The organism is Sphingomonas sp. STIS6.2 (assembly GCF_000732685.2).
GTDB lineage: Bacteria > Pseudomonadota > Alphaproteobacteria > Sphingomonadales > Sphingomonadaceae > Sphingomonas > Sphingomonas aerolata.
On sequence record NZ_JPDP02000160.1, the window covers coordinates 107,117 to 134,001 of the forward strand.

Genomic DNA, 26,885 nt, shown 5'->3' on the forward strand with positions numbered 1-26,885 from the left:
AGGATTGAACAAGCTGGAGCAAAGACCGATCTTGCACAGGATGAGGACGATCGTCTTTCTGGTCACGACCGCCGCCGCCCTGCCGGGCTGCATCAACGTGTCGGCGCCGGACAAGCCGATCGAGATCAACCTCAACATCAATGTGACGCAGGAAGTGGTCTATCGTCTCGATGGCGAGGCGAAATCGCTGATCCAGCAGAATCCGGGGATATTCTGAGATGAAGATCAAGGCTTTGACGATGATAGCGGCGGTGGCGGTGCTTGGCGGCCTGTCGGTCGCCGCGTCGGCGCAGCGTGACCCCGCCTATGCCGCGGCGCGCGCGGGCGGCGAGGTCGGCGAGCAGCCCGACGGCTATCTTGGGCTGGTCGGCGCGGCGAGCGGCGATTTGCGCGCGCTGGTCAACAGCATCAACATCCAGCGCAAGTCGGCCTATACCGCCAAGGCGCAGGCAAGCGGCGCGACGGTCGAGCAGCTGGCGTTCACCAGCGGTTGCAACCTGATCGCGGGGACCAATCCGGGCGAGAAGTACAAGACGCCGGGTGGTGTGTGGAAGACGCGCACCGCTGCCGCGCCGGAGCGTGATTCGCGCTGCGTCTGATCATGCTGTTCTGATGCCCTCCGTCATCCTGGGCTCGACCCAGGATCCAGAGCCACGCACGGTCCGCCTGAGGCTCTGGATCCTGGCTTTCGTCAGGATGACGGATGGGAGAGGGCGTAACGCGCCGCGCAGTCACCACATTGATGACGATACTGTCACACCGGTTGACTTGGCCCCCCCCCTTTTCTAAACGGACCGCGCCTTGGCGGGATCGCTCGTCGCTGCGTATATCTCCCCGGTGTCGTATCAGGTGGAGAGCATGTCGTGGCGGAGATCGAACCCGGACAGGACCCCTACGGTGTTGAAGATCCGCGACTTTCCGCGCTCGATGAGCGATTGAGGGAGGTCAAGGCTCGGGAGACGCTGAAAAAGGGGCAGGGAGGGCCGGATGCCGAGCGGGGTTACTCGCAGGGCAATCGGGTCATCTCCGCCCTGATCGGGAGTCTCGTCGGCAGTGCGCTGATCGGATGGTTGATAGACCATTGGGTCGGCACTGGGCCTTGGGGTCTGATCGTGTTGCTGTTCCTCGGAATTGCGGTCGCGTTCAGGCAAATCATTCGAATTTCAGGCGAACGCCCGGAGTAGCCGGGCGTTTGTCGTTTCAAGACGGCAGGGATTCCACGTGGCGGCAGAACAGGGCGGCAAGATCGATCCGATGCACCAGTTCCTGATCGAGCCGGCGTTCGGCTCGCACTGGATCGTAGGTGGTTACGACCTGTCCTTCACCAATTCCGCGATGTGGATGGTGGTGACGCTGGTCGCACTTTGGGCCTTCATGATCGGCGGGATGAAGCGCGAGCTCGTCCCCGGTCGCTGGCAGGCCGCGGTCGAGGGCTTTACGGGCTTCATCTCGGGTATGCTCGAGCAGAATGTCGGGCCCGGCGGCAAGCGCTTCATCCCTTACGTCTTCTCGCTGTTCATGTTCATCCTGTTCGCGAACATCATCGGCCTGATGCCGTTCGGTATCGTGCCGGGTGTTCACCCGTTCACCGTGACCAGCCACATGACCGTCACCGGCGTGCTGGCGCTGATCAGCTTTGCGATCGTCCTGATCGTCGGCTTCGGCAAGCATGGCTTCCACTTCTTCTCGCTGTTCGTGCCGAGCGGCACGCCCGCGCTGATGATCCCGCTGATCTTCGTCGTCGAGCTGATGTCGTTCCTGGTGCGTCCGTTCTCGCTGGGTCTGCGACTGTTCGTCGCGATGACCGCGGGGCATATCCTGCTCAAGGTGCTGGCGGCGTTCGTGATCAACGGCATCAACCTGGGCGGCGTCTATATCGGTCTCGTGACCGCGCCGAGCATGCTGCTGATGATCGGCATCACGCTGCTCGAGCTGCTGGTCGCCGCGATCCAGGCCTATGTGTTCGCGCTGCTGACGTCGGTCTATCTGAACGACGCGGTCAACCTTCACTAAGTTTTCTTTCGAACCACTACTGATTTTCCAAGGGAGTTTTAACATGGACGTCAACGCAGCAAAGATGATCGGTGCCGGCCTCGCAGCGATCGGCATGGGCCTCGCCGCACTCGGCGTGGGTAACGTCTTCGCCCAGTTCCTCGCCGGCGCGCTGCGCAATCCGGGCGCTGCCGACAGCCAGCAGGGCCGTCTGTTCATCGGCTTCGCGGCTGCCGAGCTTCTCGGTCTGCTCGCATTCGTCACGATGATCATCCTGGTGTTCGTCGCCTAACATGCGCTGATCTGGCCGGGCGATATCCCGTCCGGCCGTATCACGAAGGACTGCCATGCCCCAGATTGCCCAGATAGCCGCCACCTACGCTTCACAGATCTTCTGGCTGCTCCTCACCTTCGGGATCCTGTATTTCGGGATCGGCAAGGGGATGGTGCCTAAGATCGTGTCGACCGTGGACGCGCGTGAAGGCCGAATCGCGGGCGATCTGGCAGCGGCAGTCGCTGCACGGGCGCAGGCCGACACGGTCCAGGCGACCTGGCAGGCCGAAATGGATGCGGCCCGCGTCGCGGCACAGGCCGAGACCGCGGCCGCGGCCAAGCGGGCGGCAACGGCTTTCGAGCAGCAGGTCCATGCGGCCGATGCCGAAATCGCCGAGCGTCTGGGTCATCACGATCTCGCCGTGGCGAATGCGAAGGCGCAGGCCCTCGCCAATCTTCAGAATGTCGCAGCCGAAGCGGCACAGCAACTGGCCGACAAGGTTGCCGGACTTCAGGTGAGCCTGGACTCGGCGAGCGATGCGGTACGCAGGACGATGGCTCATGGCTAATACCCCCGCCACCAACCCGGACGCACCGGCCAAGGTGATCTCGGCCGAGGGCATGGCGCCCGAAGGCTCGATCGACAATCAGGGGTTGCAGGGTCACACCGTCGCGCCCGGTACCGTCGAGCATGTCGTCGACCCGACCGCGCTCGGCGTCAACTCGACCGGCTGGGTCGCGATCGCGATGATCATCGTCCTGGCGCTGATGGTGTGGAAGAAGGTCCCCGGCATGATCGGGCGGTCGCTCGACGCCAAGATCGCCGGGATCCGCACGCAGCTCGACGAGGCCAAGGCGCTGCGCGCCGAAGCCGAGGCGATCCGTGCGGAGTATGAGGCCAAGGCCAAGACCGCGCATCTCGAAGCCGAAGCGATGAAGGCGCATGCGCATACCGAAGCCGCGGCGATCATCGCCAAGGCCAAGGCGGGTGCCGAGGATTTGATGACGCGTCGCGCCAAGATGGCCGAGGACAAGATTGCCGCCGCAGAGCGCGCCGCGATCGCCGAGGTCCGTGCGCGGGCCGCCGACGCCGCTGCCAAGGCAGCCGGTATTCTGATCGCCGAGCATCACGATGCCGCCGCCGACCGCGCGATGGTCGATCGGTCGATCTCGGGGCTTGGCCGCCTGAACTAATCGTCTGTTCCCCCGCGAAAGCGGGGGGCAGATTCTCACGACACCGCGCCCGCAACTCTGGACCCCCGTTTCGACGGGTGAACAGTCGTTCGCTTGGCGCCTTTTTCGTTTTGTAACAGGCGGCCGTCTCTTCCCGGGTTTCCGGCGGCTGCGTCTCCAATCTGAGCCCGTTGGAGATACTATTATGTCCTGGCTCATCCTCGGCGTTGCCGTGATCACCGAAATCACCTGGGCGCTCAGCCTCAAATGGGCGGCGACCGTTGCCACGTGGCAGGCGTCTTCGGTTCCGATCGTGCTGAGCTTCGTCAACATGGGCCTGCTCGCGCTCGCCATGCGTGGGCTGCCGGCGGGTACGGCGTATGCGATCTGGACCGGCGCTGGGGCGATCGGCGTGATCATCGGTGGCGTGATCCTGTTTGGCGACAAGGTCAGCGGCGTGCAGGCGTGTTTCATGGCGCTGACCGTCATCGGGATCGTTGGGACCAAGGTGTTTGCGCAAGCCTGATCGTCTGCCGTTGCCCGCAGGGCATGAAGAAGACTGCTCACGCGAAAGCGCGATGGCGCGAAAAGAAGGAAAATTAGTTCGCGCAGAGGCGCAGAGAGCGCGGAGGCGTGGCGCTTGGGATGGATCTTCCGACTGCCACACGGGCCATGAGCCTCCGGCGGTTCGAGGACAGATGCCAACCCTAATCGCTTCTTCTCTCTGCGTCCTCTGCGCCTCTGCGCGAAAATTCTCTACTCTTCGCGCCATCGCGCCTTCGCGTGACCATCAAGTCCTCGGCTGGCATAACCCCCTTCGACTCCCTAGATTCCCCAGCGATGTCCTCCCCCAATTCCCCCGACCGTTTCAACGAAGACAAATCCACCTTCGCCGTCCGCGGTGGCGGCGAGGCGCCCGATCTTGCGGCGGGCGTCGCGGCGATCCGCAACGTGCTCGACACGCTGCCGATCCGCCCCGGCGTCTACCGGATGCAGGATGCGCGCGGCGACGTGCTCTATGTTGGCAAGGCGCGCGCGCTCAGGAACCGTGTCGCCAACTATGTCCAGGTCGAACGCCTGACCAAGCGGCTGCAGCGGATGGTGTCCCAGACCCGGTCGATGACGATCGTCACGACCAACAACGAGGCCGAGGCGCTGCTGCTCGAATCGCAGCTGATCAAGCGCTATCGCCCCGCCTACAACGTGCTGCTCCGCGACGATAAGAGCTTCCCCTTCATCCTGCTGCGCGACGATCACGATTTCCCGCGCGTCCAGAAGCACCGCGGCGCGCGGCGTGCGAAGGGCAATTACTACGGCCCGTTCGCCAGCGCCGGATCGGTCAACAACACGCTCAACGCGCTGCAGAAGCTGTTCCTGCTGCGCAGCTGCACCGACAGCTTCTTCAAGACCCGCGACCGGCCGTGCCTGCTCTACCAGATCAAGCGCTGCTCCGCGCCGTGCGTCGGCCGGATCGACGAGGGTGCGTACAAGGAGCTGGTCGAGGACGCGAAGAGCTTCCTCGCGGGCAAGTCGACCGGCGTGCAGGCCAAGCTCGGCGCGCAGATGCAGGCTGCCGCCGAAAACATGGACTTCGAACTCGCCGCGCTGCTGCGGGACCGGCTGAAGGCGCTGACGTTCATCCAGGGCACGCAGGCGATCAACGCGGAAGGGGTGGGCGACGCCGACATTTTCGCGATGGCGTGCAAGGACGGGCTGATCGGCATCCAGGCCTTCTTCATCCGCGGCGGCCAGAACTGGGGGCATCGCAGCTTCTTCCCGCAGCACACCAACGACGTGCCCGAGGACGAGGTGCTCACCAGCTTCCTTGGCCAGTTCTACGAGGACGTGCCGCCCGCACGACAGATCCTGCTCGACCGCGAGCTTCCCGAAGGCGCGCTGCTGGTCGAGGCGCTGGGCGAGCGCGCGGGCTACAAGGTTGCGGTGCAGGTGCCGCAGCGCGGCGATCGCCGTCGCCTGATGGACCAGGCCAAGCGCAATGCGGTCGAGGCGATCGAGCGACGTCAGGCCGAGTCGACGACTCAGGCCAAGCTGCTGCGCGAGGTCGCCGACCTGTTCGACCTGGCCGAGCCGCCGCAGCGGATCGAGATCTACGACAACAGCCATATCCAGGGCACTGCCGCGACCGGCGCGATGGTGGTCGCCGGCCCAGAGGGCTTCCGCAAGGGCCAGTATCGCAAGTTCAACATCAAGAACAAGGAGACCATCCCGGGCGACGATTTCGGGATGATGCGTGAGGTCTTCACCCGGCGGTTCGCGCGCGCGCAGGCCGAGGATCCCGATCGCAATTCGGGCGAATGGCCGGATCTGGTGCTGATCGACGGCGGCAAGGGGCAGCTCAATACGGTGAAGGCCGCGCTCGAGGAGCTCGGCGTCGAGGACGTGTGCCTGGTCGGGATCGCCAAAGGGCCGCAGCATGGTCGTGACGGGCGCGAGGTATTCCACATGCTCGACGGGCGCGAATTCCAGCTGCCCGTCAACGCGCCGGTGCTGTTCTACCTTCAGCGGCTGCGCGACGAGGTCCACCGCTTCGCGATCGGCGTCCACCGCGACAAGCGCAGCAAGGCGATCGGCGCGAGTCCGCTCGACGAGGTTCCGGGCATCGGCCCGGCGCGCAAGAAGGCGCTGCTGATGCATTTCGGCACCGGTCGCGCGGTCCGCAACGCCAGCCTGCAGGATCTGCAGCAGGCGCCGGGGGTATCGGCAGCGGTCGCACAGCAGGTGTACGACTTTTACCATTCAAGGTAATTCAGTTTAATAATGTTGATCAATCGTCAGCTGGGGCCGATAGATTGCGGAGGTCGGGTCACGCCTGTCTCGTAGGCGGAAACCTTATCTTCACCACGGGACACTAGGCCAGTGACGTGACCACGGCAGTTTTCCTGACGATCGACACCGAATTTGCCTGGCGGCACCACCGCGAGGGGCTTTGTAGCGATGCGATCTACCACCGGTCGGTCGAGCCCGCGGGGGTCGGGATCAGCTATCAGCTCGACAAGCTGGCGCGGTACGGGCTGAAGGCCTGTTTCTTCGTCGACCCGATGCCCGCGCTGACCTTCGGGATCGAGCCGGTCCGGCGGATGGTCGCAACGATCCTCGACGCGGGGCAGGAGGTTCAGCTGCATCTCCATCCCGCCTGGACCGCCGCAATTGCCCGGGACCGCGGCGCGAATCACGCGAAGTTCGACCTGTCCGACTATCCGCTGGCCGAACAATACGCGCTGATCCTGCGCGCCACCGAACTGCTGATCGACGCGGGTGCGCCCGACCCGATCGCGTTTCGCGCGGGCAGCTATGCCGCGAACGACGATACGCTCGCCGCGCTCGCTGCGCTGGGCTTCGCCTATGACAGCAGCCATAACGGTGCGGCGTCATGCGATGCGAGCAGGATCTCGCTGTCGCCGCGTCAGATCGCGCCGGTCGCTGCGCAGGGCCTGATCGAGATCCCGGTGACCGTCATCGAGGATCGGCCGGGCCAGTTGCGCACACTGCAGCTCTGCGCCCTGTCCGCGAACGAAAGCCGCGATGCGCTCGAGCACGCCGCGGCCCGGGGGCATGTCGCCGCGACGATCGTCAGCCATGGTTTCGAGCTGGCGAATCGGCAGGGCACGCGCGCGAACGCGGTCCATGTCCGCCGGTTCGAGGCGCTGTGCGCGACGCTGGCGGAGCTGCGCACGGATTTGCCAACCCGGCATTTCCGCGATCGCCCGCCGCTGGTCCTTGGCCGGCACGACCGGCCGCTGGCGCGCGATCCGATCCGGCGGGGCCTGCGCCAGGCCGAGCAGCTCTGGTCGAACTGGGTCGAAGAACGCGCTTGATGACCGCGGTCAGTGTCCGCCTGAAGTTCCAGCTCGGCGCGCGCACGCTCGCGACGATCCCGCGCCGGCTGGTGCGCGTCGCACTGTCGCTCGATGACGTGCTGGCAGGCGACGTGCCGATCCTGCCCGCGCTGGCGACCCAGGCCGACGGCTATGTGATCACGTCGCTGCCCGCGGACCGGGTGGACGTGCTGGACACGCATGGCCTGCTGACCGTCGTCCGGCAGCGTTATGTCCGGTATCACGCAGACCTGCGGATCGGCGAGGCGGCATGGCTTGCGATGCTGTCGGGCAGTGCGCGGTCGGGGCTGAAGCGCAAGACGAAGCGGCTGGCAGCGTTGTCGGGCGGGGCGCTCGACATCCGTGGCTATAGTACCCCCGCCGAGATTGCGGTGTTTCACCCGCTGGCGCGGGCGGTGTCGGCGACGACCTATCAGGAGCGGCTGCTGGGATCGGGGCTCCCCGATGGCGAGGCGGCGCTGCAGGGTTTCAAGGCGCTCGCCGCGGCGGACCGGGTGCGGGCCTGGCTGCTGTTCGTCGAGGGCCGGCCGATCGCCTATCTCTGCTGTACCGCGCAGGGCGGGACGCTGCGCTATGACCATGTCGGGCATGACCCGGCCGATAACGCGCTGTCGCCGGGCGCTGTGTTGCAGGTCGAGGCGATGCGGCAGCTGTTCGACGACCGGTTCGTCTGGTTCGACTTCACCGAGGGGGAGGGGCAGCACAAGCGGCAGTTCGCCACCGCGGGGACGGCGTGCGTCGATCTGCTGTTGTTGCGGCCGACGCTGGCGAACCGCGCGACGGTGGCCGCGCTGGGGGCATTCGATGGTGCTGCGGGCTGGGCGAAGCGGGCGCTGTCGCATCCGCGACTCACACGCATGATGCGCGGAATCCGGCGCTGAGCGCGCCTGACCGGGGATCTGGATCTAACAGAGTTTTCGAGGCTCCCGTTCGTCACGACGCACGCGTAAGAACGGGCGATGCATCTTCGCGCGTCCGCCATCGTCGTCGCCGTTCGCCAGCATGGCGAGCATGGCGCGATCGTGCGGGCATTGACGCGTGAGGACGGCGTTCAGCCGGGTTATGTGCGCGGCGGACGGTCGCGGGCGATGCGGCCGGTGCTGCTCGCGGCGAACGTGATCCAGGGCGAATGGCGCGCGCGGACCGGTGACCAGCTCGCCGCGCTGACCGCCGAGCTGATCCACAGCCGCGCGACGCTGCACGGCGAGCCACTCGCGGCAGGCGCGCTCGAATGGGCGACGGCGCTCGCCGCGGTCGCGCTGCCGGAGGCGCAGCCCTATCCGCATATCCACGACGCGCTCGACGGCGTCCTCGGCGCGATCGAGGCGGCGCCGTCGGCGCGCGGTTGGGCCGCGGCGCTGGTGCGGTACGAACTGCTGCTGCTCGCAGAGCTCGGTTTTGGTCTCGATCTTGACCAGTGCGTGGCGAGCGGCGCGGTCGACGACCTCGCATTCGTCAGCCCGCGGACCGGCGCGGCGGTGTCGCGCGGGGCGGCGCAGGGCTATGAAGCCAAGCTGTTGCCGCTGCCCGCGTTTCTCACCGCTGGCGGCGAGGCGGGGTGGCCGGACATCTTCGACGGGCTGCGCCTGACCGAGCATTTTTTGACGCGCGATGTCCTGGTCGAACGCCGCGCCGAACCGCTCGCAGCGCGGGCTCGCCTCGTCGATCGGCTCAAAAGGGCGGTTGCGTGAGCGCGGCTTGCCCGGCAAGGGCGGCGGCGGAGGAACGCACATGCCCTTGATCGCGATACTGGCCGGCGACGGCATCGGACCCGAAGTGACTGCCGAGGCGCGCCGCGTGCTCGACCGGCTCGACCTCGATCTGAACTTTGACGAGGCGCTGGTCGGTGGTGCGGCGTACAAGGCGGCGGGGCATCCGCTGCCGCCTGAGACGTTGGCGCTCGCGCGGCGCGCGGACGCCGTGCTGTTCGGTGCGGTCGGCGACCCCGATTGCGACCGGCTCGAGCGGCATCTGCGCCCCGAACAGGCGATCCTGGGCCTGCGCAAGGAACTGGGGCTGTTCGCCAATTTGCGTCCGGCCAAGTTGTTCGCGGGGCTGGAGGATGCGTCGTCGCTGCGTCCGGAAATCGCGCGGACGATCGATATGGTGATCGTCCGCGAGCTGACCGGCGACGTGTATTTCGGCGCCAAGGGCATCCGGACGACGGCCGATGGCCTGCGCGAAGGCCATGACGAGATGCGTTACGACGAGGCGGAGATCGCCCGGATCGCGCGCGTCGGGTTCGAGACCGCCCGTACCCGCAAGAGCAAGCTGCTGTCGGTCGACAAGGCCAATGTCCTCGAAACGTCACAGCTGTGGCGCGACGTCGTGATCGAGGTGTCGGCGGACTATCCCGACGTCGCGCTCAGCCATATGTATGTCGACAACGCGGCGATGCAGCTGGTGCGCGATCCCGGCCAGTTCGACGTGGTCGTCACCGGCAATCTGTTCGGCGACATCCTGTCCGACCAGGCATCGATGTGCGCGGGATCGATCGGCATGCTGCCCTCCGCCGCGCTCGATGGCCAGGGTCACGGTCTGTACGAACCGATCCACGGCAGCGCGCCCGACATTGCCGGGCAGGGCAAGGCAAACCCCTGTGCCGCGATCCTGTCCGCGGCGATGATGCTGCGGCATTCGCTCGACAAGGCCGAGGCGGCCGACCGGATCGAGGCGGCGGTCGCAGCGGCGATCCTGGCCGGCGCGCGGACCCCTGACCTCGGCGGCACGCTGACGACGCGCGCGATGGGCGACGCGGTGATCGCATCGCTCGGGTGAGTCCGGTCGAGCTGGACCCAGTGCAGGGCGCGGGGCAGGACACGCTCGAGATCGCTGTCGTCATCCCGACGTTCAACGAGAAGGCGAACGTCGCCGCGTTGATCGCCAAGCTCGACCAAGCACTGGCGGGGCGGCGCTGGGAAGCGATCTTCGTCGACGACGACAGCCCGGACGGCACCGCCGAGGCGGCGCGCGTGCTTGGGCGGAGCGACATGCGCGTCCGCGTGATCCAGCGGATCGGCCGGCGCGGGCTGTCCTCGGCCTGTATCGAGGGGCTGTGCGCGACCGCCGCGCCCGTCGTCGCGGTGATCGACGGCGATCTGCAGCATGACGAGACGCTGTTGCCGAAGATGCTGGACCTGTTGCAGGCCGGCGATCACGACGTCGTGATCGGGTCGCGCTTCGTCAGCGGCGGCGGGACCGGCGAATGGGACCGCGACCGCGTCGCCAAGTCCGCGCTCGCCACGCGGCTGTCGCGGCGCGTGCTCAAGGCGGATCTGAGCGATCCGATGAGCGGCTTCTTCGCGATCCGTACCGACGTCGCGCGCGCGCTTGCGCCAAGACTCTCGGCGATCGGGTTCAAGATCCTGCTCGACCTGCTGACCGCGTCGCCCGAGCCGCTGCGGTTCGCCGAGCTGCCCTATACCTTCCGCTGCCGGACCGAGGGGGAGAGCAAGCTCGATCACGTCGTCGCGCTGGAATATCTGATCGCGCTGTACGACCGGATGTTCGGGCGGTTCGTGCCGGTGCGGTTCGCGATGTTCTCGGCGATCGGCGTGCTCGGCATCGGCGTGCACATGGCGGTGCTCAGCGCGCTGTTCCTCGGGATCGGGACGTCGTTCCTGCTCGGGCAGATCGGCGCGACGCTGGCCGCGCTGACGATGAACTTCTTTCTCAACAACGCGCTGACCTATCGCGACCGGCGGCTGAAGGGGTGGCGGCAGCTCGCCGATGGCTGGGTATCGTTCGCGCTGATCTGTTCGGTTGGCGCGATCGCCAATGTCGGGATCGCGGCGTTTATGCACGACGTGCGCAACGACGCCTGGGCGGTGTCGGCGATGATCGGCGTGCTGGTCGGCGCGGTTTGGAATTATGCGTTGTCATCCAAATTTACCTGGGGTCGCTACTAGCGCGCGCGACCCTCCGCAGGGGTTGTCATCACCGCCCGCCCCCGGCAAAGCGTCGCCATGAAGCGCAAGACCGGCCAAGATCGTTCGATCACCCAGAACTGGCGTCCGCAGACGCAGGCCATCCGCGGCGGCACCGCCCGCAGCGAATATGGCGAAACGTCGGAAGCCCTCTTCCTCACCTCGGGCTATTGCTACGACAAGGCCGGCGACGCCGCGGCGCGCTTCGCCGGCGAGCAGGACGGGATGACCTATTCCCGGCTCCAGAACCCGACGGTGCAGATGCTCGAGGAGCGGATCGCGCTGCTCGAGGGGGCTGAGGCGTGCCGGTCGATGGCGACGGGCATGGCGGCGATGACCGCGGCGCTGCTGTGTCAGTTGCAGAGCGGCGATCACCTGGTCGGCGGCCGCGCGGCGTTCGGATCATGCCGCTGGCTGACCGATACGCTGCTACCCAAGTTCGGTATCGCCACGACGATCGTCGACGCGCGCGATCCGCAGGCGTTTCTCGACGCGGTCCGGCCCGAGACCAAGGTGTTCTTCTTCGAGACGCCCGCCAATCCGACGATGGACATCGTCGACCTGAAGGCGGTGTGCGACATCGCGCGCGAGCGCGGCATTACGACGGTCGTCGACAATGCGTTCGCGACGCCGGCGTTGCAGCGGCCGATGGAGTTCGGCGCGGACGTCATCGCGTACAGCGCGACCAAGATGATGGACGGGCAGGGCCGCGTGCTCGCCGGCGCGGTGTGTGGGACCGAGGACTTCATCACCAACACGCTGCTGCCCTTCACGCGCAACACCGGGCCGACGCTGTCGCCGTTTAACGCGTGGGTGGTGCTCAAGGGGCTCGAGACGCTCGACCTGCGTATCCGCCGCCAGTCGGAAAATGCGCAGAAGGTCGGCGCGTATCTGGAAGCGCGCGTGCCGCGTATCCTGCATCCGGGCCTCGCCAGCCATCCGCAGCACGAGCTCGCGATGAGTCAGATGGATGCGTGCGGCCCGATTTTCGCGTTCGAGGTCGAGGGACGCGAGCAGGCGCATGGCCTGCTCGATGCGCTGGAGCTGGTCGATATCTCGAACAATATCGGCGACTCGCGGTCGCTGATGACGCATCCCGCCTCGACCACGCATGCCAGCGTCTCGCCCGACAAGCAGGCGGAGATGGGCGTGACCGAGGGGCTGTTGCGGCTCAATGTCGGGCTCGAGGACGTGCGCGACGTGATCGACGATCTCGACCGGGCATTGGGCAAGGTCGGGCTGTGAAGGCGCTGTTCCCCAGTGCGGCGACGACGCGCGGGGTGACGGTGCGCGTCTCGGTCAGCTATCTGCCCGAACAGTCCGAGCCGCAGCGCGGGCGCTGGTTCTGGGCCTATCATATCCGGCTGGAAAATGACGGGCCCGGCGCGGTCCAGCTGCTGACGCGACACTGGATCATCACCGACGGGCATGGCGCGCGCCACACTGTCGAGGGCGAGGGTGTCGTCGGCGAGCAGCCGCTGATCGAGCAGGGCGCGAGCTTCGACTATGTTTCGGGCTGCCCGCTGGCGACGCCGACGGGTGCGATGCGCGGATCCTACCGGATGGTCGACGACACCGGTGCGGTGTTCGAGGTGGCGATTCCGCATTTCTCGCTCAGTGCGCCGGCGGTGATTTCGTGAAGCGTACGCACCTTCCGCTTAACGGGCTGCGCGTGCTCGATGCGGCGGCGCGCCACCTGTCGTTCACGCGTGCCGCCGACGAGCTCGCGGTCACCCCCGCCGCGGTCGGGCAGCAGATCCGCGCGCTCGAGGATACGCTGGGCGTCGTGCTGTTCCGGCGCACGACGCGCGGGCTCGAGCTGACGCCCGAGGCCGAGGCGGGGCTCGGGCCGTTGCGCAACGGCTTCCTCCAGTTCGAGGAAGCGGTCCGTGCGATGCAGGCGGGGCAGACGTCCAAGTCGCTGACGATCGCCGCACCGCGCGACCTGACCGAGAAATGGCTGATGCCGCGGCTCGCCGAGATTGCGGCCGCCGATCCCGATTTGCGCTTCGTCCTGATCACCGCGGACGAGACGGTCGACTTCACCGAGGCCAATCTGGACCTTGCGATCCGCTGGGGCGATGGCCCGGGCGAGAATGAGGGCGAGGCGCTCGAATCCGAAGGGCTTGTCACGATCTCGGCGACCGGCAGCGCGTCCGAAGCGATCATCGCCTGGCCCGGCGCACCCGCGCTCGACCCGGCGGCGGGAGATGCCACGGCACTCGTCCGCGTCGGTGATGCAGGGCTGGCGATCGATGCGGCGGCGGCGGGGCTCGGGCGGGCGACCGTGCCCGAACTGCTCGCGCGGCGCGGGCTCGAGGCGGGGCTGGTCCGGATCATCGGCGACGCGCAGCCGTCGCGTGGCGGCTATTGGCTCGTCGCGCCGCTGCCGCAGTGGCGTCAGAAGAAAGTGCGCGCGCTCGTCGATGCGCTGATCGCTTGAGGCGTCGCGCGCTGCCCCATCCGGTGCTGGTGACCCCGCGGCTCCGGCTGCGGCGGCTCGTCCAGGCCGACGCGGTCGCGTTGCACCCGACGCTCGCCGACGCGGACCTGATGACCTATTCGGCGGATGGGCCGCTGACGTCGATCGAGGCGACGCGGCTCTATCTGGTCGAGGATGCCGCCGACGTGAACTGGCGCGCCTGGGCGATCACGCGGCACGGCGACGACCGGGCGATCGGCTGGGTGTCGGGCGGGCGGATGCGCGGGCAGGGGGTGACCGAGATCGGCTTCATCCTCGCGCGCGCGCACTGGGGCCGCGGCCTAGCGAGCGAGGCGGTGTCGGCGGTGCTCGACCAGCTGTTCGCCGAGGGGCAGCACCGCGTGTTCGCCGATGCCGACAGCGAGAACCGCGCGTCGATCCTGCTCCTCGAACGGCTGGGGTTCCGGCGCGAACGGCTTCTGCGTGGCGAATGGGAGACGCACATGGGGCTGCGCGACAGCCTGATCTACGGGCTTCACGCCGATGACTGGCTGGCGGCGGCCCTGCCACAATCCGCGTAACGCGGTCACTTGAGCGAACTCCGTTGCTCGCCTAAGTCGGCGGCATGACATCGACGAACGACATCCGCCGCGGCTTCCTCGACTATTTCGGTTCGCAGGGGCACCAGATCGTGCCCTCTGCGCCGCTTGTCCCGCAGAACGACCCGACGCTGATGTTCGTCAATGCCGGGATGGTGCCGTTCAAGAACGTCTTCACCGGCCTCGAATCGCGCCCCTATACGACCGCTACCTCGTCGCAGAAGTGCGTCCGCGCGGGCGGCAAGCACAATGATCTCGACAATGTCGGCTATACCGCGCGGCATCACACCTTCTTCGAGATGCTCGGCAATTTCTCGTTCGGCGATTATTTCAAGGAACAGGCGATCACGCATGCGTGGACGCTGCTGACGAAGGACTGGGGCCTGTCGCCCGACCGGCTGACCGCGACCGTCTATCACACCGACGACGAGGCGTTCGATCTCTGGAAGAAGATCGCCGGGCTGCCTGAGCACCGCATCATCCGCATCCCGACCAAGGACAATTTCTGGTCGATGGGCGACAACGGGCCGTGCGGGCCATGCTCGGAGATCTTCTACGACCACGGCGATCACATCCCCGGTGGCCCTCCCGGCAGCCCCGACGAGGACGGCGATCGCTTCGTCGAGATCTGGAACCTCGTGTTCATGCAATATGAGCAGGAAAATGCCGAGATCGTCGGCAATCTGCCCAAGCCCTCGATCGACACCGGAATGGGGCTCGAGCGGATCGCTGCAGTCATGCAGGGCGTCACCGACAATTACGACACCGACACGTTCAAGGCGCTGATCGCAGCCTCGGGCGCGCTGACGCACACCGCGACCGACGGCGCGAACACCGCCAGCCACCGCGTGATCGCCGATCACCTGCGCACCGCAGGCTTCCTGGTCGCGGACGGCGTGCTGCCCGCGAACGAAGGCCGCGGCTATGTGCTGCGCCGGATCATGCGCCGCGCAATGCGCCATGCGCATATCCTGGGCGCGAAGGAGCCGTTGATGCACCGGCTGGTGCCGTCGCTCGTCACCGAAATGGGCGCAGCCTATCCCGAGCTGTTCCGGGCGCAGCCGCTGATCGAGGCGACGCTGCAGCAAGAGGAGACGCGGTTCCGGCAGACGCTCGACAAGGGGCTGAAGCTGCTCGACGAGGCGACCGCGGACATGACCGAGGGTACGCTCGCGGGTGACGTCGCGTTCAAGCTCTACGACACCTATGGCTTCCCCTACGACCTGACCGAGGACGCGCTTCGCGAACGCGGGCTCGCGGTCGACCGCGAAGGCTTCGACACCGCGATGGCCGAGCAGAAGCGCGCCGCGCGTGCTGCCTGGAAGGGTTCGGGCGCCAAGGCTTCTGACGATATCTGGTTCGACATCGTCGAGCAGAGCGGCGGCACCGAATTCCTCGGCTATGCCTCGGACACCGGCGAGGGCGAGGTCGTCGCTTTGGTCAAGGACGGCGCGCGCGTCGACCATGCGACGACGGGTGATACGGTGTCGATCGTCGTCAACCAGACGCCCTTCTACGGCGAGAGCGGCGGCCAGGTCGGTGATGCCGGCCACATCTCGACCGACACCGGGCTGCGCGCGACCGTCACCGAGACGTCGAAGCAGCTCGGCCGCGTGTTCGTCCATCATGCGATGGTCGAGTCGGGCGGGATCAAGGTCGGTGATACGGTCAAGCTGCAGATCGACGTCGCGCGTCGTGCGCAGATCCGCGCCAACCATTCGGCGACGCATCTGCTGCATGAAGCGCTGCGAGAACGGCTCGGCAAGCATGTCGCGCAGAAGGGGAGCCTAGTCGCGCCCGATCGCCTTCGCTTCGACTTCTCGCAGCCGGTCGCTATGACGCCCGCCGACATCGCGCAGGTCGAGGCCGATGTGAACGCACAGGTCCGCGGCAATGGCGCGGTGACGACGCTGCTAATGACCCCCGACGACGCGATCGCGATGGGCGCAATGGCGCTGTTCGGCGAGAAATATGGCGACGAGGTCCGCGTCGTGTCGATGGGCTCGACCGACGAGGGCACCTATTCGATCGAACTGTGTGGCGGCACGCACGTAACCGCGCTCGGCGATATCGGGTTGTTCAAGGTCGTCGGCGAAGGCGCGGTGTCGAGCGGCGTGCGGCGCGTCGAGGCGCTGACCGGCGAGGCGGCGCGCGCCTATCTGACCGGGCGCGACGATCGCCTGCGCGAGGCGGCGGCGGCGCTGAAATCGACTCCCGACGAGGTGCCCGCGCGCGTCGCGGCGCTGATCGAGGATCGCCGCCGTCTCGAGCGTGAGCTGGCGGATGCGAAGAAGGCGCTGGCGCTTGGCGGCGGCGGTTCCGGTGAGGCGGCGGGACCCGAGCAGGTCGGCGGCGTGGCCTTTATTGGGCAGGTGCTCAACGACTTCGAGGCGAAGGGCCTGCGCGGCGCGGTCGACGAGGCCAAGCAGCGGCTGGGCTCGGGGATCGCGATGCTCGTCGCGATCAACGACGGCCGCGCCTCGGTCGCGGTCGGCGTGACCGCGGATCTGGTCGCGAGCCACAATGCGGTCGACCTGCTGAAGATCGCGGTCGCCGCGCTCGGCGGGCAGGGTGGTGGTGGCCGTCCCGATATGGCTCAGGGTGGTGGGCCTGATGGCGAAAAGGCGGCGGATGCTGTGGCGGCGGTGCGGGCGAAGCTGGCGGGCTGAGAGGCTATTGTTTTGGGCCGTTCCCCCGCGGACGCGGGGGCCCAGCTAAATACCGGTAGCGCCCGGTACCCTGGGCCCCCGCCTTCGCGGGGGAACGGTGCGAGTGAATGCCGGCACTAGCATCAAAACCACCCCGGCGAAGGCCGGGGCCCACTTGGGAAGGCCGAGGTAACAGAGGACCGTCCCCCGTTATTGCCGTCCCCCAACTGGGCCCCGGCCTTCGCCGGGGTGGAGCGTGAGGTGGGCTGGCGGCGTCCTTATCCAATAAGGATCACGCCGCCCCGCGCATCGCCGCCAGCGTTGTCCCGGCGGTGATCGCCTCGATATCCGTGACCAGATGCAGCAGCCGCACGCCGGACCTCCCCATCGCCCGGTCGAGCGCCGCGGCGAAATCCTCGGTCTTGGTGACCGTTTCCGCCCAGCACCCATAGGCCCGGCCCAGCGCGGCGAAGTCAGGATTGCGCAGCGCGGTTCCCGACACCCGCCCCGGATATTCGCGCTCCTGATGCATCCGGATCGTGCCGTAGCCGCCATTGTCGACGACCAGCACCAGCATGTCCGCCCGCTGCGCGACCGCGGTCGCCAGCTCCTGCCCGTTCATCAGGAAGCAGCCGTCACCCGCCAGCGCGACCACCGTCCGCTCGGGATGCCTCAGGGACGCGGCGACCGCGGCGGGCACGCCGTAACCCATCGCTCCGGCGGTAGGCGCAAGCTGCGTGCCCGGCCCGGCATAGGCCCAGTAGCGATGCCACCAGCCCGAATAATTCCCCGCGCCGTTGCAGAGGATCGCATCCGCGGGCAGCCGCTCGCGCATCGCCGCGACGCACGGCCCCAGGTCCATGACCAGATCGCGCGGCGCCGGCGTCGACCAGGCGCGCCATTCGGCATGCGCCTCCTGACCCGCGGTCCGCGGCGGTAGGTCGACCGCGAGCAGCGCCTCTGCGAATTCGGCCATCCCCGCGCACACCGCGACGTCGGCGTGATAGGTGCGGTTCAACTCATTGGGATCGGGATGGACATGGACGATCCGCTGCCCCGGATGATCGGGCGTCACCAGCGCATAGCCATCGGTCGTCGCCTCGCCGAGCCGTGGGCCGACGACGAGCAGCAGGTCGGCTTCCTTCACCCGCGCGACCAGCTTCGGATTGGGGCCATAGCCGAGGTTGCCCGCCCAGACCGGGCAGGCGTTCGGGATCGCATCCTGCCGCCGGAACGCCGCGGCGACGGGAATGCCGTTGCGATCCGCCCAAGTGGAGAACGCCCCCGACGCAGCCGCATCCCAGCCCGCGCCGCCGACGATCGCCACCGGCCGTTCGGCGGTCGTCAGCAGATCCGCGAGCAGGTCCATCATGTCCGCGTCGCACGCCTGCGCGACGCGCTCGACTCGCGGCCGATCGACCGCCTCGACCAGGTCGAGCAGCATGTCTTCGGGGAGTGCGAGCACCACCGGCCCAGGCCGGCCCGACATCGCGGTCGCATAGGCGCGCGCGACATATTCCGGAATTCGCCGGGCATCGTCGATCCGCGCCGCCCATTTGGCGATGGGCGCGAACATCGCCTGGAAATCAATCTCCTGGAACGCCTCGCGGTCACGCGTGCCGCGGTCGATATCGCCGACGAACAGGATCATCGGCTGGGAGTCCTGCATCGCGACATGCACGCCGATCGATGCGTTGGTCGCACCGGGCCCGCGCGTGACGAAGGCGATGCCGGGGCGGTGCGTCAGCGTGCCGTCCGCGCACGCCATGAACGCCACGCCGCCTTCCTGCCGGCACACCACCGTCTCGATGGCGGGCGTGTCGTGAAGCGCGTCGAGCACCGCGAGGAAGCTTTCGCCGGGTACGGTGAAAATTCGGTCGCAGCCTTGTGCGACGAGTTGGTCGACGAGAATTTGGCCGCCGGTACGCTGGGTCATGACAATCTCCTGCCGCCACCGTAGCCCGGCAATCGTCACCAAGTCGAGAACGCCCGCCCGACATTGCCGTCCACTGCCCGGCGCATTATGCCGCGGTAAAGACGATAGGAGGATGCATGGCGAACAAGCGCTACACCGACGCGGCGGCGGCACTCGAGGGCGTGCTGTTCGACGGGATGACGATCTGCGCGGGCGGGTTCGGGCTGTGCGGCATCCCCGAGCGGCTGATCGACGCGATCGAGGCGTCGGGCGTCAAGGACCTGACGATCGCGAGCAACAATGCCGGGATCGACGGGCAGGGTCTCGGCAAGCTGCTCCGTTCGCGCCAGGTGAAGAAGATGATCTCGTCCTATGTCGGCGAGAACAAGGAATTCGAGCGGCAATATCTGAGCGGCGAGCTCGAGGTCGAATTCTGCCCGCAGGGGACGCTTGCCGAGCGCTGCCGCGCGGGTGGCGCGGGCATCCCCGGCTTCTACACCAAGACCGGCGTCGGCACCCTGGTGGCGGAGGGCAAGGAGGTGAAGAGCTTCGACGGGCAGGATTATATCCTCGAACGGGGCATCCGTGCGGACCTGAGCATCATCAAGGGCTGGAAGGCGGACGAGAGCGGCAACCTGATCTTCCGCAAGACCGCGCGCAACTTCAACCAGCCGATGGCCACCGCGGGCAAGATCTGCGTCGCCGAGGTCGAGGAAATCGTCCCCATCGGCAGCCTGGATCCCGATACCATCCACCTGCCGGGGATCTATGTGAAGCGGATGATCGTCGGCGCGCCCTACGACAAGAAGATCGAATTCCGCACCGTCCGCGAGCGGGTTCCCGCGTGAAACCAAGCCCGATAGTGCGCCGCAAACGCAGCCATTTTTCCTGGACCCCTGCGCTCGCAGGAGCACTGCTTCTGCAAGGGTGCGTCAGCGTGACCTCGCCGACCGCGATCGTCGCCGCACCGGTGACCGTCGACGGCGTCCCCGCGGGCATGCAGTATCTCTACGCCTCGGGCGAGGCCGCAGCCGCCAGCATCCAGGCATGGAACGCGCTCGTCGGCTATGTCCGTGCGCTGCGTACGCCGACATCGGTCGTCCTCGCGCCCGGCGCGACGCTCGCCGCGCCCAGCTGGACCGGGTGCGGCAGCAAGCCCAAGGCCGCGGTGTTCGACGTCGACGAGACCGTGCTGCTCAACCTCGGTTTCGAATATGATGCGTCGACGGGGCGGCCCTGGTCCGAACCGCGCTGGCAGGAGTGGGAGCGCACTGGCATCAAGCAGGTCGCGCCCGTTCCCGGCGCGCTCGCCGCACTGACGCAGTTGCGCGCGATGGGCGTAACGGTGGTCTTCAACTCCAACCGCGCCGCCGCCAACGCAGCACAGACCCAGGCGGCGATCGAAGCCGCGGGGCTTGGCCCCGCCCGCCATGGCGAGACCCTGTTCCTCGCCGGCGACGACGCGACGGGATCGAAGAAGGACGGCCGCCGCGCGACGATCGCCGCCCGATATTGCGTCGTCGCGATGGGCGGCGACCAGCTCGGCGATTTCAGCGACCTGTTCAACGCAGGCCAGACCCCCGCCGCGCGGCGTGCGGTGGTGCAGTCGCCCGCGATCACGGCGAAATGGGGGGCAGGGTGGTTCGTGCTGCCGAACCCCGTCTACGGCACCGCGCTGAAAGGCAGCCGTGACGAGGTCTTTCCGCCCGCGATCCACTGGGCGCCGACACAGGGAATCCACTGATGACCGACCACCCCAACGCGATCAAGCTCGATCCCGGCGCCGCGCTGACGGACGAATCGGTCGAGGTCGCGCGGATCTGGATCACCAACAATGCGGGCAGCAACGTGCTGATCGACGCGGGCATCCTCGAGGATCCGACCGTATTCGGCTACCTCCTAGCCGACACGATCCGTCACGCCGCCCGCGCCTATGCGGGCACCTGGGGCATCGCCGAGGATGCCGCGTTGCAGGCGATCGTCGACGGCGTCAGCGCCGAACTGCGCGACCAGGTCACGACCATCACCACCATCCAGGAAGGAACGCTCAACTGATGCCGTGGGATCGCAACCAGATGGCGGCGCGGGCCGCACAGGAACTGAAGGACGGCTATTACGTCAATCTCGGCATCGGCATCCCGACGCTCGTCGCGAACAACATTCCCGACGGCATGACCGTCACGCTCCAGTCGGAGAACGGGATGCTCGGGATCGGGCCGTTTCCTTTTGCGGGCGAAGAGGATGCCGACCTGATCAACGCGGGCAAGCAGACGATCAGCGAACTGCCCTCGTCGGTCTATTTCAGCTCGTCCGACAGCTTCGCGATGATCCGCGGCGGGCATATCGACCTGACCGTGCTCGGCGCGATGGAGGTCAGCGAAGACGGCGACATCGCCAACTGGATGATCCCGGGCAAGATGATCAAGGGCATGGGCGGCGCGATGGATCTGGTCGCGGGCGTCAAGCAGATCATCGTCGTGATGGATCACACCGCCAAGGACGGGACGCCAAAGTTCATCCCGTCCTGCTCTCTGCCGCTGACCGGCAAGAACGTGGTCGACATGATCGTCACCGACCTGGCGGTATTCCAGCGCGTAGACCATGAGTCACCGTTCAGGCTGGTCGAACTCGCGCCCGGCGTGACCGCGGACGAGGTCGCAGCCAAGACCACCGCGCGCTACACCACCTGATGGGCTATACGCTCGTCACCGCGAACCGGAATTATTCCAGCTGGTCGCTCCGTCCGTGGGTGTTGATGCGGGCGCTGGGGATCGCGTTCGAGGATCGGATCGAACCCTTCCTCGCGCCCGAGAATTACGATGCGTTCCGGAGTTTCTCGCCGACCGGGCAGGTGCCGGTGCTGATCGATGGCGAGCGGACGATATGGGATTCGCTGGGGATCGCGCTCTACCTCGCCGAGCGGCACGATGGCGTCTGGCCGTCCGATGGCGATGCGCGCGCCTGGGCGGTCTGTGCGGCGGCAGAGATGCATGGCGGATTCGCGGCATTGCGCAACGAGCGGACGATGAACGTCGGCGTCCGCGTCGATCCAGTCCGCGGCAGTGACGCGCTCGACCGCAACGTCGCGCGCATCACCGAACTCTGGGCGGAAGGACTCGACCGGTTCGGCGGGCCCTGGCTCGCAGGCGCCGACTTCACCGCCGTCGACGCCTTCTTTGCGCCTGTCGCGTTTCGCGTCCGCACCTACGGGATCGATGTCGGTCCACAGGGCCTTGCCTGGGTCGAGCTGATCATCGCGCATCCGGCGATGTGCGAATGGGAAGACGCCGCGCTTGCCGAGACGTGGCGCGAGGCAGGGCACGAGGCCGAACTGGCGGCCAGCGGATCGATTACCGCAGATTTCCGCCGCTGATGCGCCGCATTGCCATTGTCATCGCGCTGGTCGTGATCCTGATTGCGGGCACGGCGTTCACCGCGGGGCCGGGGACGCTCAGCGTGCTCGATGGCATAATGGGCGGCGGCCGCGGCACCGCGCGGGTGCGGGAGGGCGTTCCGTTCGGCACGCATGGCCAGAAACTCGACGTATGGCGGCCATCGGGCGGCGCGAAGACGGGGCTGCCAGTGCTGATCTTCTGGTATGGCGGCGGCTGGGTGCACGGGTCGCGCAGCGCCTATGCGTTTGCCGCGCGCGCCTATGCGAAGGCGGGCTACGTCGTCGTCATGCCCGACTACCGCAAGGTACCCGAGGTGCGCTTCCCCGCCTTCCTTCAGGATGGCGCCGAGGCGGTGAAGTGGACGCGCGATCATATCGAGGCGTCGGGCGGCGACCCGAACCGGATCGCGGTCGCCGGTCACTCCGCGGGGGCGTATACGGTCGCGATGCTGACGCTCGACCCACGGTGGTTGCGTGCGGAAGGTGTCGATCCGCGGATCATCAAGGCCGCGGTCGGCTTGTGCGGGCCCTATGACTTCTACCCGTTCACCGCCAGGCGCGCGATCGACGCGATGCAGGGGGCGGCGGATCCCGTGATGACCCAGCCGATCCACTTCGCGCGACGCGATGCGCCGCCAATGCTGCTGGTGTCGGCGGGCGACGACACGCAGGTGAAGGCGCACAATGCCGACAACCTGACGGCGAAGCTGACCGCGCTCGGTGCACCGGTGCGGCATGTCGACTATCCGGGGCTCAGCCATGAGAATGTGGCGATGGCGCTGTCGAAGCCGTTCCGCGGCAAGGCGCCGGTGCTGGCGGACAGCGTGGCATTCCTGGACCGGGCGGTCCGCTGACCGCGTCCCGGCCGTTCGAGCGTCGGGGGGCGAGGATGACGACGGACGAGCAGGAACACCGCCACCCTCGTTGACAGGACGGAGCCCTGCCGCCCCGACCTTGGCCCGCCGCCGGATTTTTTCGTGCCCGGCGGCGGGCTTGCGGCCTTACCAGATCCGGACGCGGTCCGCGGGCGCCAGATATTGCGCGTCCCCGGGCTTCACGTCGAACGCCTTGTACCAGGCGTCGACGTTGCGCAGCGGGTTGATCGCACGGATCTGCCCCGGCGAATGCGGATCGCTGACGAGCTGCTGGCGCAGCGCCTCGGTGCGGAACAGCGTGCGCCAGACCTGACCCCAGCCGAGGAAGAAGCGCTGGTCGCCGCTATAGCCGTCGAGCACCGGTGCGGGCTTGCCGCCGAGCGACGTGTGATAGGCGTCGAGCGAGATCAGCACGCCACCGAGATCGCCGATATTCTCGCCCATCGAGGCGCGGCCGTTGATCTTCACGCCGGGCAGGCCCTCGAACGTATAGGCCTCGTACTGCGCGCCGAGCTTGACCGCCTGTGCCTCGAACTTGGCGGCATCCTGCGCGGTCCACCAGTCGCGCAGCACGCCCTTGCCGTCGGACTTGCGACCCTGGTCGTCGAAGCCGTGGCTGATCTCGTGCCCGATCACGCCGCCGATGCCGCCGTAATTGACCGCGGGATCGGCATCCGGATCGAAGAACGGCGGCTGGAGGATCGCTGCGGGGAAGACGATCTCGTTCTTCACCGAGTTGTAATAGGCGTTCACGGTCTGCGGGGTCATGCCCCATTCGGCCTTGTCGACCGGGCCGCCCATGCGGTTGCGGCGATAGTCCCATTCGAACCGCCCGGCGCGCTCGACATTGCCGATCAGGTCGCCCGGGGTGATCTGCAGCGCGCTATAGTCACGCCATTTGTCGGGATAGCCGACCTTCACGCTGAAATTGGCGAGCTTGGCCTGCGCCTCCTGCTTGGTCGCGGCACCCATCCAGGGCAGACCGTCGATCCGCCCGCGCAGTGCGATCCGCAGGTTGCCGACGAGTTCGTCCATCTTGGTCTTCGAAGCCGGCGGGAAATAGAGCGCGACGTAATCGCGGCCGATCGCCTCGCCCAGCGCGCGTTCGGTAACGCCGATCCCGCGCTTCCAGCGATCGCGCTGCTGCGGCTGGCCGTTGAGGAATTTCGAGCGGAAGTCGAAATTGGCGTCGACGAACCGCTTCGACAGCAGGGGCGCGATGTCGTCGGCGGTGCGGAACGCCTGCCAGGCCTTCAGCGTGTCGAGGTCGGTGGTGGCGAAGACCTCGGCGATCTTCGGAAAGGCGGTGTTCTGCGCGACGATCGCGCGGTTGGCCTTGTCGATGCCCGCGGCAGTCCAGAACTTGGCCCAGGGGAAGCCCGGCGCCTGCGCCTGAAGCTGCGCGAGCGTCATCGGGTTGTAGGTCTTGTCGCGGTCGCGGCTCTGCGCGCGGGTCCAGTGCGCCTGCGCGATCCGCGTCTCCATCGCGACGATCTTTGCCGCGGCGGCCTGCGCGTTCGGCCAGTTCGCCATGCCGAGCATCTGCGCGACATAGGCCTGGTAGCGCACGACCTGCGGCGCGAATTTCGGATCAAGATACAGGTCGCGGTCGCCGAGCCCCAGGCCCGACTGGCGCAGATACAGCGCATAGACGTCGGGCTGCTTCGCGTCGTCGTTGACGCCGGGACCGAAGAAGCTGGCGCCGAACCCGCCCATCGACTTGCCCATCAGCACCGCGACATCGTCCTTCGTCGTCGCGGCCTTGACCGGGGCGAGCCGCTGCAACAGCGGTGCAGCGTCAGCGCGTTCGATCGCGGCTTCGTCCATGAAGCCTTGGTAGAGCGTCGCGACCTTGGCGCGATCGGGGTTGGCGGCGTCGCCGGGCTTATAGCCCTCGACCAGCGTGCGCATGCGTGCCTCGGACAGGTCGCGCAGTACCGCGAAGGCGCCGTAGGACGAGCGGTCCGCCGGGATCTGCGTTCTCTTGACCCAGCTGCCGTTCACATAGTCGAACCAGTCGTTGCCGGGCTTCACGCTCTTGTCCATGCCGGCAAGGTCGAAGCCCCAGCGGCCATAGCGCGTCGCGGCCGCCGCATCGGCTGCGGGCGTGCCCGATGCCGCGTCCTGCGGCAGGATCGATTCGAGCGTACACGCCTCGTCGATACAGGCGTGAAGGTCCTGCGCGGTGGCGGGCGTGGCGGCGGCGATGGCGATCAGCGAGACAAGAACGGCGAACTTCGATTTCACAGGGCGATCTCCGGGGGAGGGCCAGACCGGGACCGGCAGGCCATGGACGAGAAAGTGCAACAGCGCTGTCGTTTGTGCAATCCTTCTATGTTCCCCGTGCGTTGCGCGTGCCGGCTGTGCGTCGGGCCGCTTTGCGCCTATCGAGCGGGGACGATGATTTTGCGGCAAATGGGGGCAGGATGACACGTATCGCGGGACCGGACGATCATGTCGTCATCGTCGGGGGCGGTTTTTCGGGCACGTTGCTGGCGATCAACCTGATGCGCCACGGCGGGCCGCGCGCGACTTTGGTCGAGCGGCGTCAGCGCCAGCTCGCACGCGGCGTCGCCTATAGTGCAGCGCATCCGAGCCACCTGCTCAACGTACGCGCGGGCAACATGAGCGCGCTGCCCGACGATCCCGATCATTTCGTCCGCTGGCTCGAAGCGCGCGGTGACGGCGACCGCAAGACGTTCGTGCCGCGCACGACCTACGGCCTGTATCTGCGCGAGATGCTCGACGCGACGATCGCGCAATCGGCGGGGCGGCTTGTGCTTGCGCAAGGGGAGGTGTGCGCGATCGATTTCGCCGGGACCGACAGGCTTGCGGTGACGATGGCGGATGGCAGCGCGATCGCTGCGGACAGTGCGGTGCTCGCGCTCGGCAACCTGCCGCCGCACACGCCGCCGGGGCTCAACCCCGACGACCTTCCGCCCGGACGCTATAGCGCGGATCCCTGGGCCTCGGACATTGGCGAGGGGCTCGGGCCGGACGATACGGTGGTGCTGGTCGGGACCGGGCTGACCGCGATCGACGCCGCGCTGCTGCTCGATGCGGGCGGATTTTCGGGACAGATCCTGGCGGTGTCGCGGCGTGGGCTGTCGCCGCGGCGGCATGTCGATGGCGCGCCGCCCGCGCGGGTCCTCGACAAGCCGCAGGGGGATTTGTCGGCGATCGTCCGGCACGTCCGCGACCGTGCCAAGGCGGATGGCTGGCGCGCGGCGGTCGACGAGCTTCGCCCCGTGACCCAGATGCTCTGGGCCGCCGCCCCGACGTCGCAGCGCGCACGGTTCCTGCGGCACGCACGGCCCTATTGGGACGTCCACCGGCATCGGCTGGCGCCGGAGGTCGCGGACCGGGTCGATGCGCTGGTCTCGACCGGGCGGCTCCGGTTCACAGCGGGAAAGATCGTGTCCGCCGCGGCAGCCGGTGATGCTGTGGAGCTAAGCTGGCGGCCACGCGGTTCGGACCAGGCGGTCGTCACGCGGGCGGCGCGGATCGTGAACTGTACCGGGCCGCAGGGCGACCTGATGCGATCGAGCGAGCCGCTGATCCGGCATCTGATCGCGGACGGGGCCATCCGGCCCGATCCGCTTCGTCTCGGGGTCGATGTCGATGCGCAGTCGCAGGCGATCGGGCGTGACGGTAACGCCGAGCAGCGGTTGCACTGTATCGGGCCGATGACCCGCGGCGGATTGTGGGAGGTCGTCGCGGTCCCCGATATCCGGCAGCAAAGCTGGGATCTGGCACGGCGCCTGTCGAATGCGCAGTGGGTCGGGGGCGAGGGGCTCTAGGCTCGCCGGAA

Annotated in this window: 28 protein-coding genes; 26 read left to right on the plus strand and 2 right to left on the minus strand. The window is 67.4% G+C overall.

Annotated elements, in window-relative coordinates; genetic code table 11:
- The first annotated feature begins 40 nt into the window (after window positions 1–40).
- The 19 genes from sphst_RS18590 to alaS all read left to right on the plus strand — a co-directional run bounded on the left by sphst_RS18590 (window position 41) and on the right by alaS (window position 16,911).
- Entirely contained in the window at window positions 41–217 is a 177-nt protein-coding gene (locus tag sphst_RS18590; protein WP_081874129.1) for a YnbE family lipoprotein, read from the plus strand.
- A gap of 1 nt (window position 218) precedes the next feature.
- The gene (locus tag sphst_RS18595; protein WP_031439562.1) at window positions 219–599 is read left to right on the plus strand and encodes a YdbL family protein; all 381 of its coding nucleotides are present in this window, start codon (window positions 219–221) and stop codon (window positions 597–599) included.
- Between the two features lie 264 nt (window positions 600–863).
- The gene (locus tag sphst_RS18600; protein WP_031394298.1) at window positions 864–1,184 is read left to right on the plus strand and encodes an AtpZ/AtpI family protein; all 321 of its coding nucleotides are present in this window, start codon (window positions 864–866) and stop codon (window positions 1,182–1,184) included.
- A gap of 70 nt (window positions 1,185–1,254) precedes the next feature.
- A complete protein-coding gene (locus sphst_RS18605) occupies window positions 1,255–2,013 on the plus strand; it encodes a F0F1 ATP synthase subunit A (RefSeq protein WP_031394299.1) in 759 nt (252 codons plus the stop codon).
- A 43-nt stretch (window positions 2,014–2,056) separates the two neighbouring features.
- Window positions 2,057–2,284: a F0F1 ATP synthase subunit C gene (locus sphst_RS18610; protein WP_031394300.1), complete on the plus strand. Its 228-nt coding sequence runs from the start codon at window positions 2,057–2,059 to the stop codon at window positions 2,282–2,284.
- 55 nt (window positions 2,285–2,339) lie between these two features.
- Window positions 2,340–2,834: a F0F1 ATP synthase subunit B family protein gene (locus sphst_RS18615; RefSeq protein WP_031394301.1), complete on the plus strand. Its 495-nt coding sequence runs from the start codon at window positions 2,340–2,342 to the stop codon at window positions 2,832–2,834.
- Window positions 2,827–3,459 (plus strand): F0F1 ATP synthase subunit B family protein, encoded by a 633-nt coding sequence (locus tag sphst_RS18620; protein ID WP_043156982.1) that lies wholly within the window; start codon window positions 2,827–2,829, stop codon window positions 3,457–3,459. The genes sphst_RS18615 and sphst_RS18620 overlap by 8 nt, the downstream gene beginning before the upstream one ends.
- A gap of 184 nt (window positions 3,460–3,643) precedes the next feature.
- A complete protein-coding gene (locus tag sphst_RS18625) occupies window positions 3,644–3,964 on the plus strand; it encodes a DMT family transporter (protein WP_031394303.1) in 321 nt (106 codons plus the stop codon).
- Window positions 3,965–4,278: 314 nt separating this feature from the next.
- Window positions 4,279–6,204 (plus strand): excinuclease ABC subunit UvrC, encoded by a 1,926-nt coding sequence (gene uvrC, locus sphst_RS18630; RefSeq protein WP_031394304.1) that lies wholly within the window; start codon window positions 4,279–4,281, stop codon window positions 6,202–6,204.
- A gap of 116 nt (window positions 6,205–6,320) precedes the next feature.
- The gene (locus sphst_RS18635) at window positions 6,321–7,274 is read left to right on the plus strand and encodes a polysaccharide deacetylase family protein (RefSeq protein ID WP_031394305.1); all 954 of its coding nucleotides are present in this window, start codon (window positions 6,321–6,323) and stop codon (window positions 7,272–7,274) included.
- Window positions 7,274–8,176: a GNAT family N-acetyltransferase gene (locus tag sphst_RS18640; protein ID WP_031394306.1), complete on the plus strand. Its 903-nt coding sequence runs from the start codon at window positions 7,274–7,276 to the stop codon at window positions 8,174–8,176. The genes sphst_RS18635 and sphst_RS18640 overlap by 1 nt, the downstream gene beginning before the upstream one ends.
- A gap of 78 nt (window positions 8,177–8,254) precedes the next feature.
- Entirely contained in the window at window positions 8,255–8,986 is a 732-nt protein-coding gene (gene recO / locus sphst_RS18645; protein WP_056680120.1) for a DNA repair protein RecO, read from the plus strand.
- Window positions 8,987–9,026: 40 nt separating this feature from the next.
- Window positions 9,027–10,073 (plus strand): 3-isopropylmalate dehydrogenase, encoded by a 1,047-nt coding sequence (leuB, locus tag sphst_RS18650; protein ID WP_107046023.1) that lies wholly within the window; start codon window positions 9,027–9,029, stop codon window positions 10,071–10,073.
- On the plus strand, window positions 10,070–11,203 hold the full coding sequence (locus sphst_RS18655) for a glycosyltransferase family 2 protein (protein ID WP_234387745.1): 1,134 nt from the start codon (window positions 10,070–10,072) through the stop codon (window positions 11,201–11,203). The genes leuB and sphst_RS18655 overlap by 4 nt, the downstream gene beginning before the upstream one ends.
- A gap of 57 nt (window positions 11,204–11,260) precedes the next feature.
- Window positions 11,261–12,466, plus strand: coding sequence for a trans-sulfuration enzyme family protein (locus tag sphst_RS18660; protein ID WP_031393908.1), 1,206 nt, complete (start codon window positions 11,261–11,263; stop codon window positions 12,464–12,466).
- Window positions 12,463–12,861 carry a Co2+/Mg2+ efflux protein ApaG gene (gene apaG / locus sphst_RS18665; protein WP_031393907.1) on the plus strand — a complete coding sequence of 133 codons (399 nt, stop codon included), beginning with the start codon at window positions 12,463–12,465 and terminating at the stop codon, window positions 12,859–12,861. Before sphst_RS18660 ends, apaG begins: the two co-directional genes overlap by 4 nt.
- Complete coding sequence (locus sphst_RS18670; RefSeq protein ID WP_107045972.1) at window positions 12,858–13,664, plus strand: LysR family transcriptional regulator; 807 nt, start codon at window positions 12,858–12,860, stop codon at window positions 13,662–13,664. Before apaG ends, sphst_RS18670 begins: the two co-directional genes overlap by 4 nt.
- Window positions 13,661–14,224 carry a GNAT family N-acetyltransferase gene (locus sphst_RS18675; protein WP_183935213.1) on the plus strand — a complete coding sequence of 188 codons (564 nt, stop codon included), beginning with the start codon at window positions 13,661–13,663 and terminating at the stop codon, window positions 14,222–14,224. Before sphst_RS18670 ends, sphst_RS18675 begins: the two co-directional genes overlap by 4 nt.
- A gap of 44 nt (window positions 14,225–14,268) precedes the next feature.
- The gene (gene alaS / locus sphst_RS18680; RefSeq protein WP_107045973.1) at window positions 14,269–16,911 is read left to right on the plus strand and encodes an alanine--tRNA ligase; all 2,643 of its coding nucleotides are present in this window, start codon (window positions 14,269–14,271) and stop codon (window positions 16,909–16,911) included.
- Between the two features lie 271 nt (window positions 16,912–17,182).
- On the opposite strand, the gene sphst_RS18685 is transcribed toward alaS, so the two are convergent.
- On the minus strand, window positions 17,183–18,826 hold the full coding sequence (locus sphst_RS18685) for a thiamine pyrophosphate-binding protein (RefSeq protein ID WP_107045974.1): 1,644 nt from the start codon (window positions 18,824–18,826) through the stop codon (window positions 17,183–17,185).
- 116 nt (window positions 18,827–18,942) lie between these two features.
- Between sphst_RS18685 and sphst_RS18690 the strand changes: the two genes are divergently transcribed.
- The 6 genes from sphst_RS18690 (at window position 18,943) to sphst_RS18715 (ending at window position 23,053) form a co-directional block, all read left to right on the plus strand.
- Complete coding sequence (locus sphst_RS18690) at window positions 18,943–19,653, plus strand: CoA transferase subunit A (protein WP_031395737.1); 711 nt, start codon at window positions 18,943–18,945, stop codon at window positions 19,651–19,653.
- Window positions 19,654–19,742: 89 nt separating this feature from the next.
- The gene (locus sphst_RS18695; protein ID WP_442800415.1) at window positions 19,743–20,549 is read left to right on the plus strand and encodes an HAD family acid phosphatase; all 807 of its coding nucleotides are present in this window, start codon (window positions 19,743–19,745) and stop codon (window positions 20,547–20,549) included.
- Window positions 20,549–20,860, plus strand: a complete 312-nt coding sequence (locus sphst_RS18700) for a DUF5076 domain-containing protein (protein WP_042467134.1) — start codon at window positions 20,549–20,551, stop codon at window positions 20,858–20,860. Before sphst_RS18695 ends, sphst_RS18700 begins: the two co-directional genes overlap by 1 nt.
- Window positions 20,860–21,495 carry a 3-oxoacid CoA-transferase subunit B gene (locus tag sphst_RS18705; RefSeq protein WP_031395739.1) on the plus strand — a complete coding sequence of 212 codons (636 nt, stop codon included), beginning with the start codon at window positions 20,860–20,862 and terminating at the stop codon, window positions 21,493–21,495. Before sphst_RS18700 ends, sphst_RS18705 begins: the two co-directional genes overlap by 1 nt.
- Entirely contained in the window at window positions 21,495–22,178 is a 684-nt protein-coding gene (locus sphst_RS18710; protein WP_031395740.1) for a glutathione S-transferase family protein, read from the plus strand. The genes sphst_RS18705 and sphst_RS18710 overlap by 1 nt, the downstream gene beginning before the upstream one ends.
- Window positions 22,178–23,053: an alpha/beta hydrolase gene (locus sphst_RS18715; protein ID WP_107045975.1), complete on the plus strand. Its 876-nt coding sequence runs from the start codon at window positions 22,178–22,180 to the stop codon at window positions 23,051–23,053. Before sphst_RS18710 ends, sphst_RS18715 begins: the two co-directional genes overlap by 1 nt.
- A 147-nt stretch (window positions 23,054–23,200) precedes the next feature.
- Here the strand turns inward: sphst_RS18715 and sphst_RS18720 are convergent, their stop codons facing one another.
- Window positions 23,201–25,321: a M13 family metallopeptidase gene (locus sphst_RS18720; protein WP_056405373.1), complete on the minus strand. Its 2,121-nt coding sequence runs from the start codon at window positions 25,319–25,321 to the stop codon at window positions 23,201–23,203.
- 179 nt (window positions 25,322–25,500) lie between these two features.
- Here sphst_RS18720 and sphst_RS18725 point away from each other — a divergent pair, with 179 nt between their 5' ends.
- Complete coding sequence (locus tag sphst_RS18725) at window positions 25,501–26,874, plus strand: FAD/NAD(P)-binding protein (RefSeq protein ID WP_107045976.1); 1,374 nt, start codon at window positions 25,501–25,503, stop codon at window positions 26,872–26,874.
- The last annotated feature ends 11 nt before the right edge of the window (window positions 26,875–26,885 follow it).

Excerpts from the sequence above, each read along its gene's own strand:
- sphst_RS18715 (WP_107045975.1), top strand. The coding sequence starts at position 22,178 with ATGCGCCGCATTGCCATTGTCATCGCGCTGGTCGTGATCCTGATTGCG.
- sphst_RS18595 (WP_031439562.1), top strand. The coding sequence starts at position 219 with ATGAAGATCAAGGCTTTGACGATGATAGCGGCGGTGGCGGTGCTTGGC.
- sphst_RS18625 (WP_031394303.1), top strand. The coding sequence starts at position 3,644 with ATGTCCTGGCTCATCCTCGGCGTTGCCGTGATCACCGAAATCACCTGG.
- uvrC (WP_031394304.1), top strand. The coding sequence starts at position 4,279 with ATGTCCTCCCCCAATTCCCCCGACCGTTTCAACGAAGACAAATCCACC.
- sphst_RS18590 (WP_081874129.1), top strand. The coding sequence starts at position 41 with ATGAGGACGATCGTCTTTCTGGTCACGACCGCCGCCGCCCTGCCGGGC.
- sphst_RS18700 (WP_042467134.1), top strand. The coding sequence starts at position 20,549 with ATGACCGACCACCCCAACGCGATCAAGCTCGATCCCGGCGCCGCGCTG.
- sphst_RS18725 (WP_107045976.1), top strand. The coding sequence starts at position 25,501 with ATGACACGTATCGCGGGACCGGACGATCATGTCGTCATCGTCGGGGGC.
- recO (WP_056680120.1), top strand. The coding sequence starts at position 8,255 with ATGCATCTTCGCGCGTCCGCCATCGTCGTCGCCGTTCGCCAGCATGGC.
- sphst_RS18640 (WP_031394306.1), top strand. The coding sequence starts at position 7,274 with ATGACCGCGGTCAGTGTCCGCCTGAAGTTCCAGCTCGGCGCGCGCACG.
- leuB (WP_107046023.1), top strand. The coding sequence starts at position 9,027 with ATGCCCTTGATCGCGATACTGGCCGGCGACGGCATCGGACCCGAAGTG.
- sphst_RS18615 (WP_031394301.1), top strand. The coding sequence starts at position 2,340 with ATGCCCCAGATTGCCCAGATAGCCGCCACCTACGCTTCACAGATCTTC.
- alaS (WP_107045973.1), top strand. The coding sequence starts at position 14,269 with ATGACATCGACGAACGACATCCGCCGCGGCTTCCTCGACTATTTCGGT.
- sphst_RS18690 (WP_031395737.1), top strand. The coding sequence starts at position 18,943 with ATGGCGAACAAGCGCTACACCGACGCGGCGGCGGCACTCGAGGGCGTG.
- sphst_RS18610 (WP_031394300.1), top strand. The coding sequence starts at position 2,057 with ATGGACGTCAACGCAGCAAAGATGATCGGTGCCGGCCTCGCAGCGATC.
- sphst_RS18620 (WP_043156982.1), top strand. The coding sequence starts at position 2,827 with ATGGCTAATACCCCCGCCACCAACCCGGACGCACCGGCCAAGGTGATC.
- sphst_RS18705 (WP_031395739.1), top strand. The coding sequence starts at position 20,860 with ATGCCGTGGGATCGCAACCAGATGGCGGCGCGGGCCGCACAGGAACTG.
- sphst_RS18710 (WP_031395740.1), top strand. The coding sequence starts at position 21,495 with ATGGGCTATACGCTCGTCACCGCGAACCGGAATTATTCCAGCTGGTCG.
- sphst_RS18685 (WP_107045974.1), bottom strand. The coding sequence starts at position 18,826 with ATGACCCAGCGTACCGGCGGCCAAATTCTCGTCGACCAACTCGTCGCA.
- sphst_RS18660 (WP_031393908.1), top strand. The coding sequence starts at position 11,261 with ATGAAGCGCAAGACCGGCCAAGATCGTTCGATCACCCAGAACTGGCGT.
- sphst_RS18605 (WP_031394299.1), top strand. The coding sequence starts at position 1,255 with ATGCACCAGTTCCTGATCGAGCCGGCGTTCGGCTCGCACTGGATCGTA.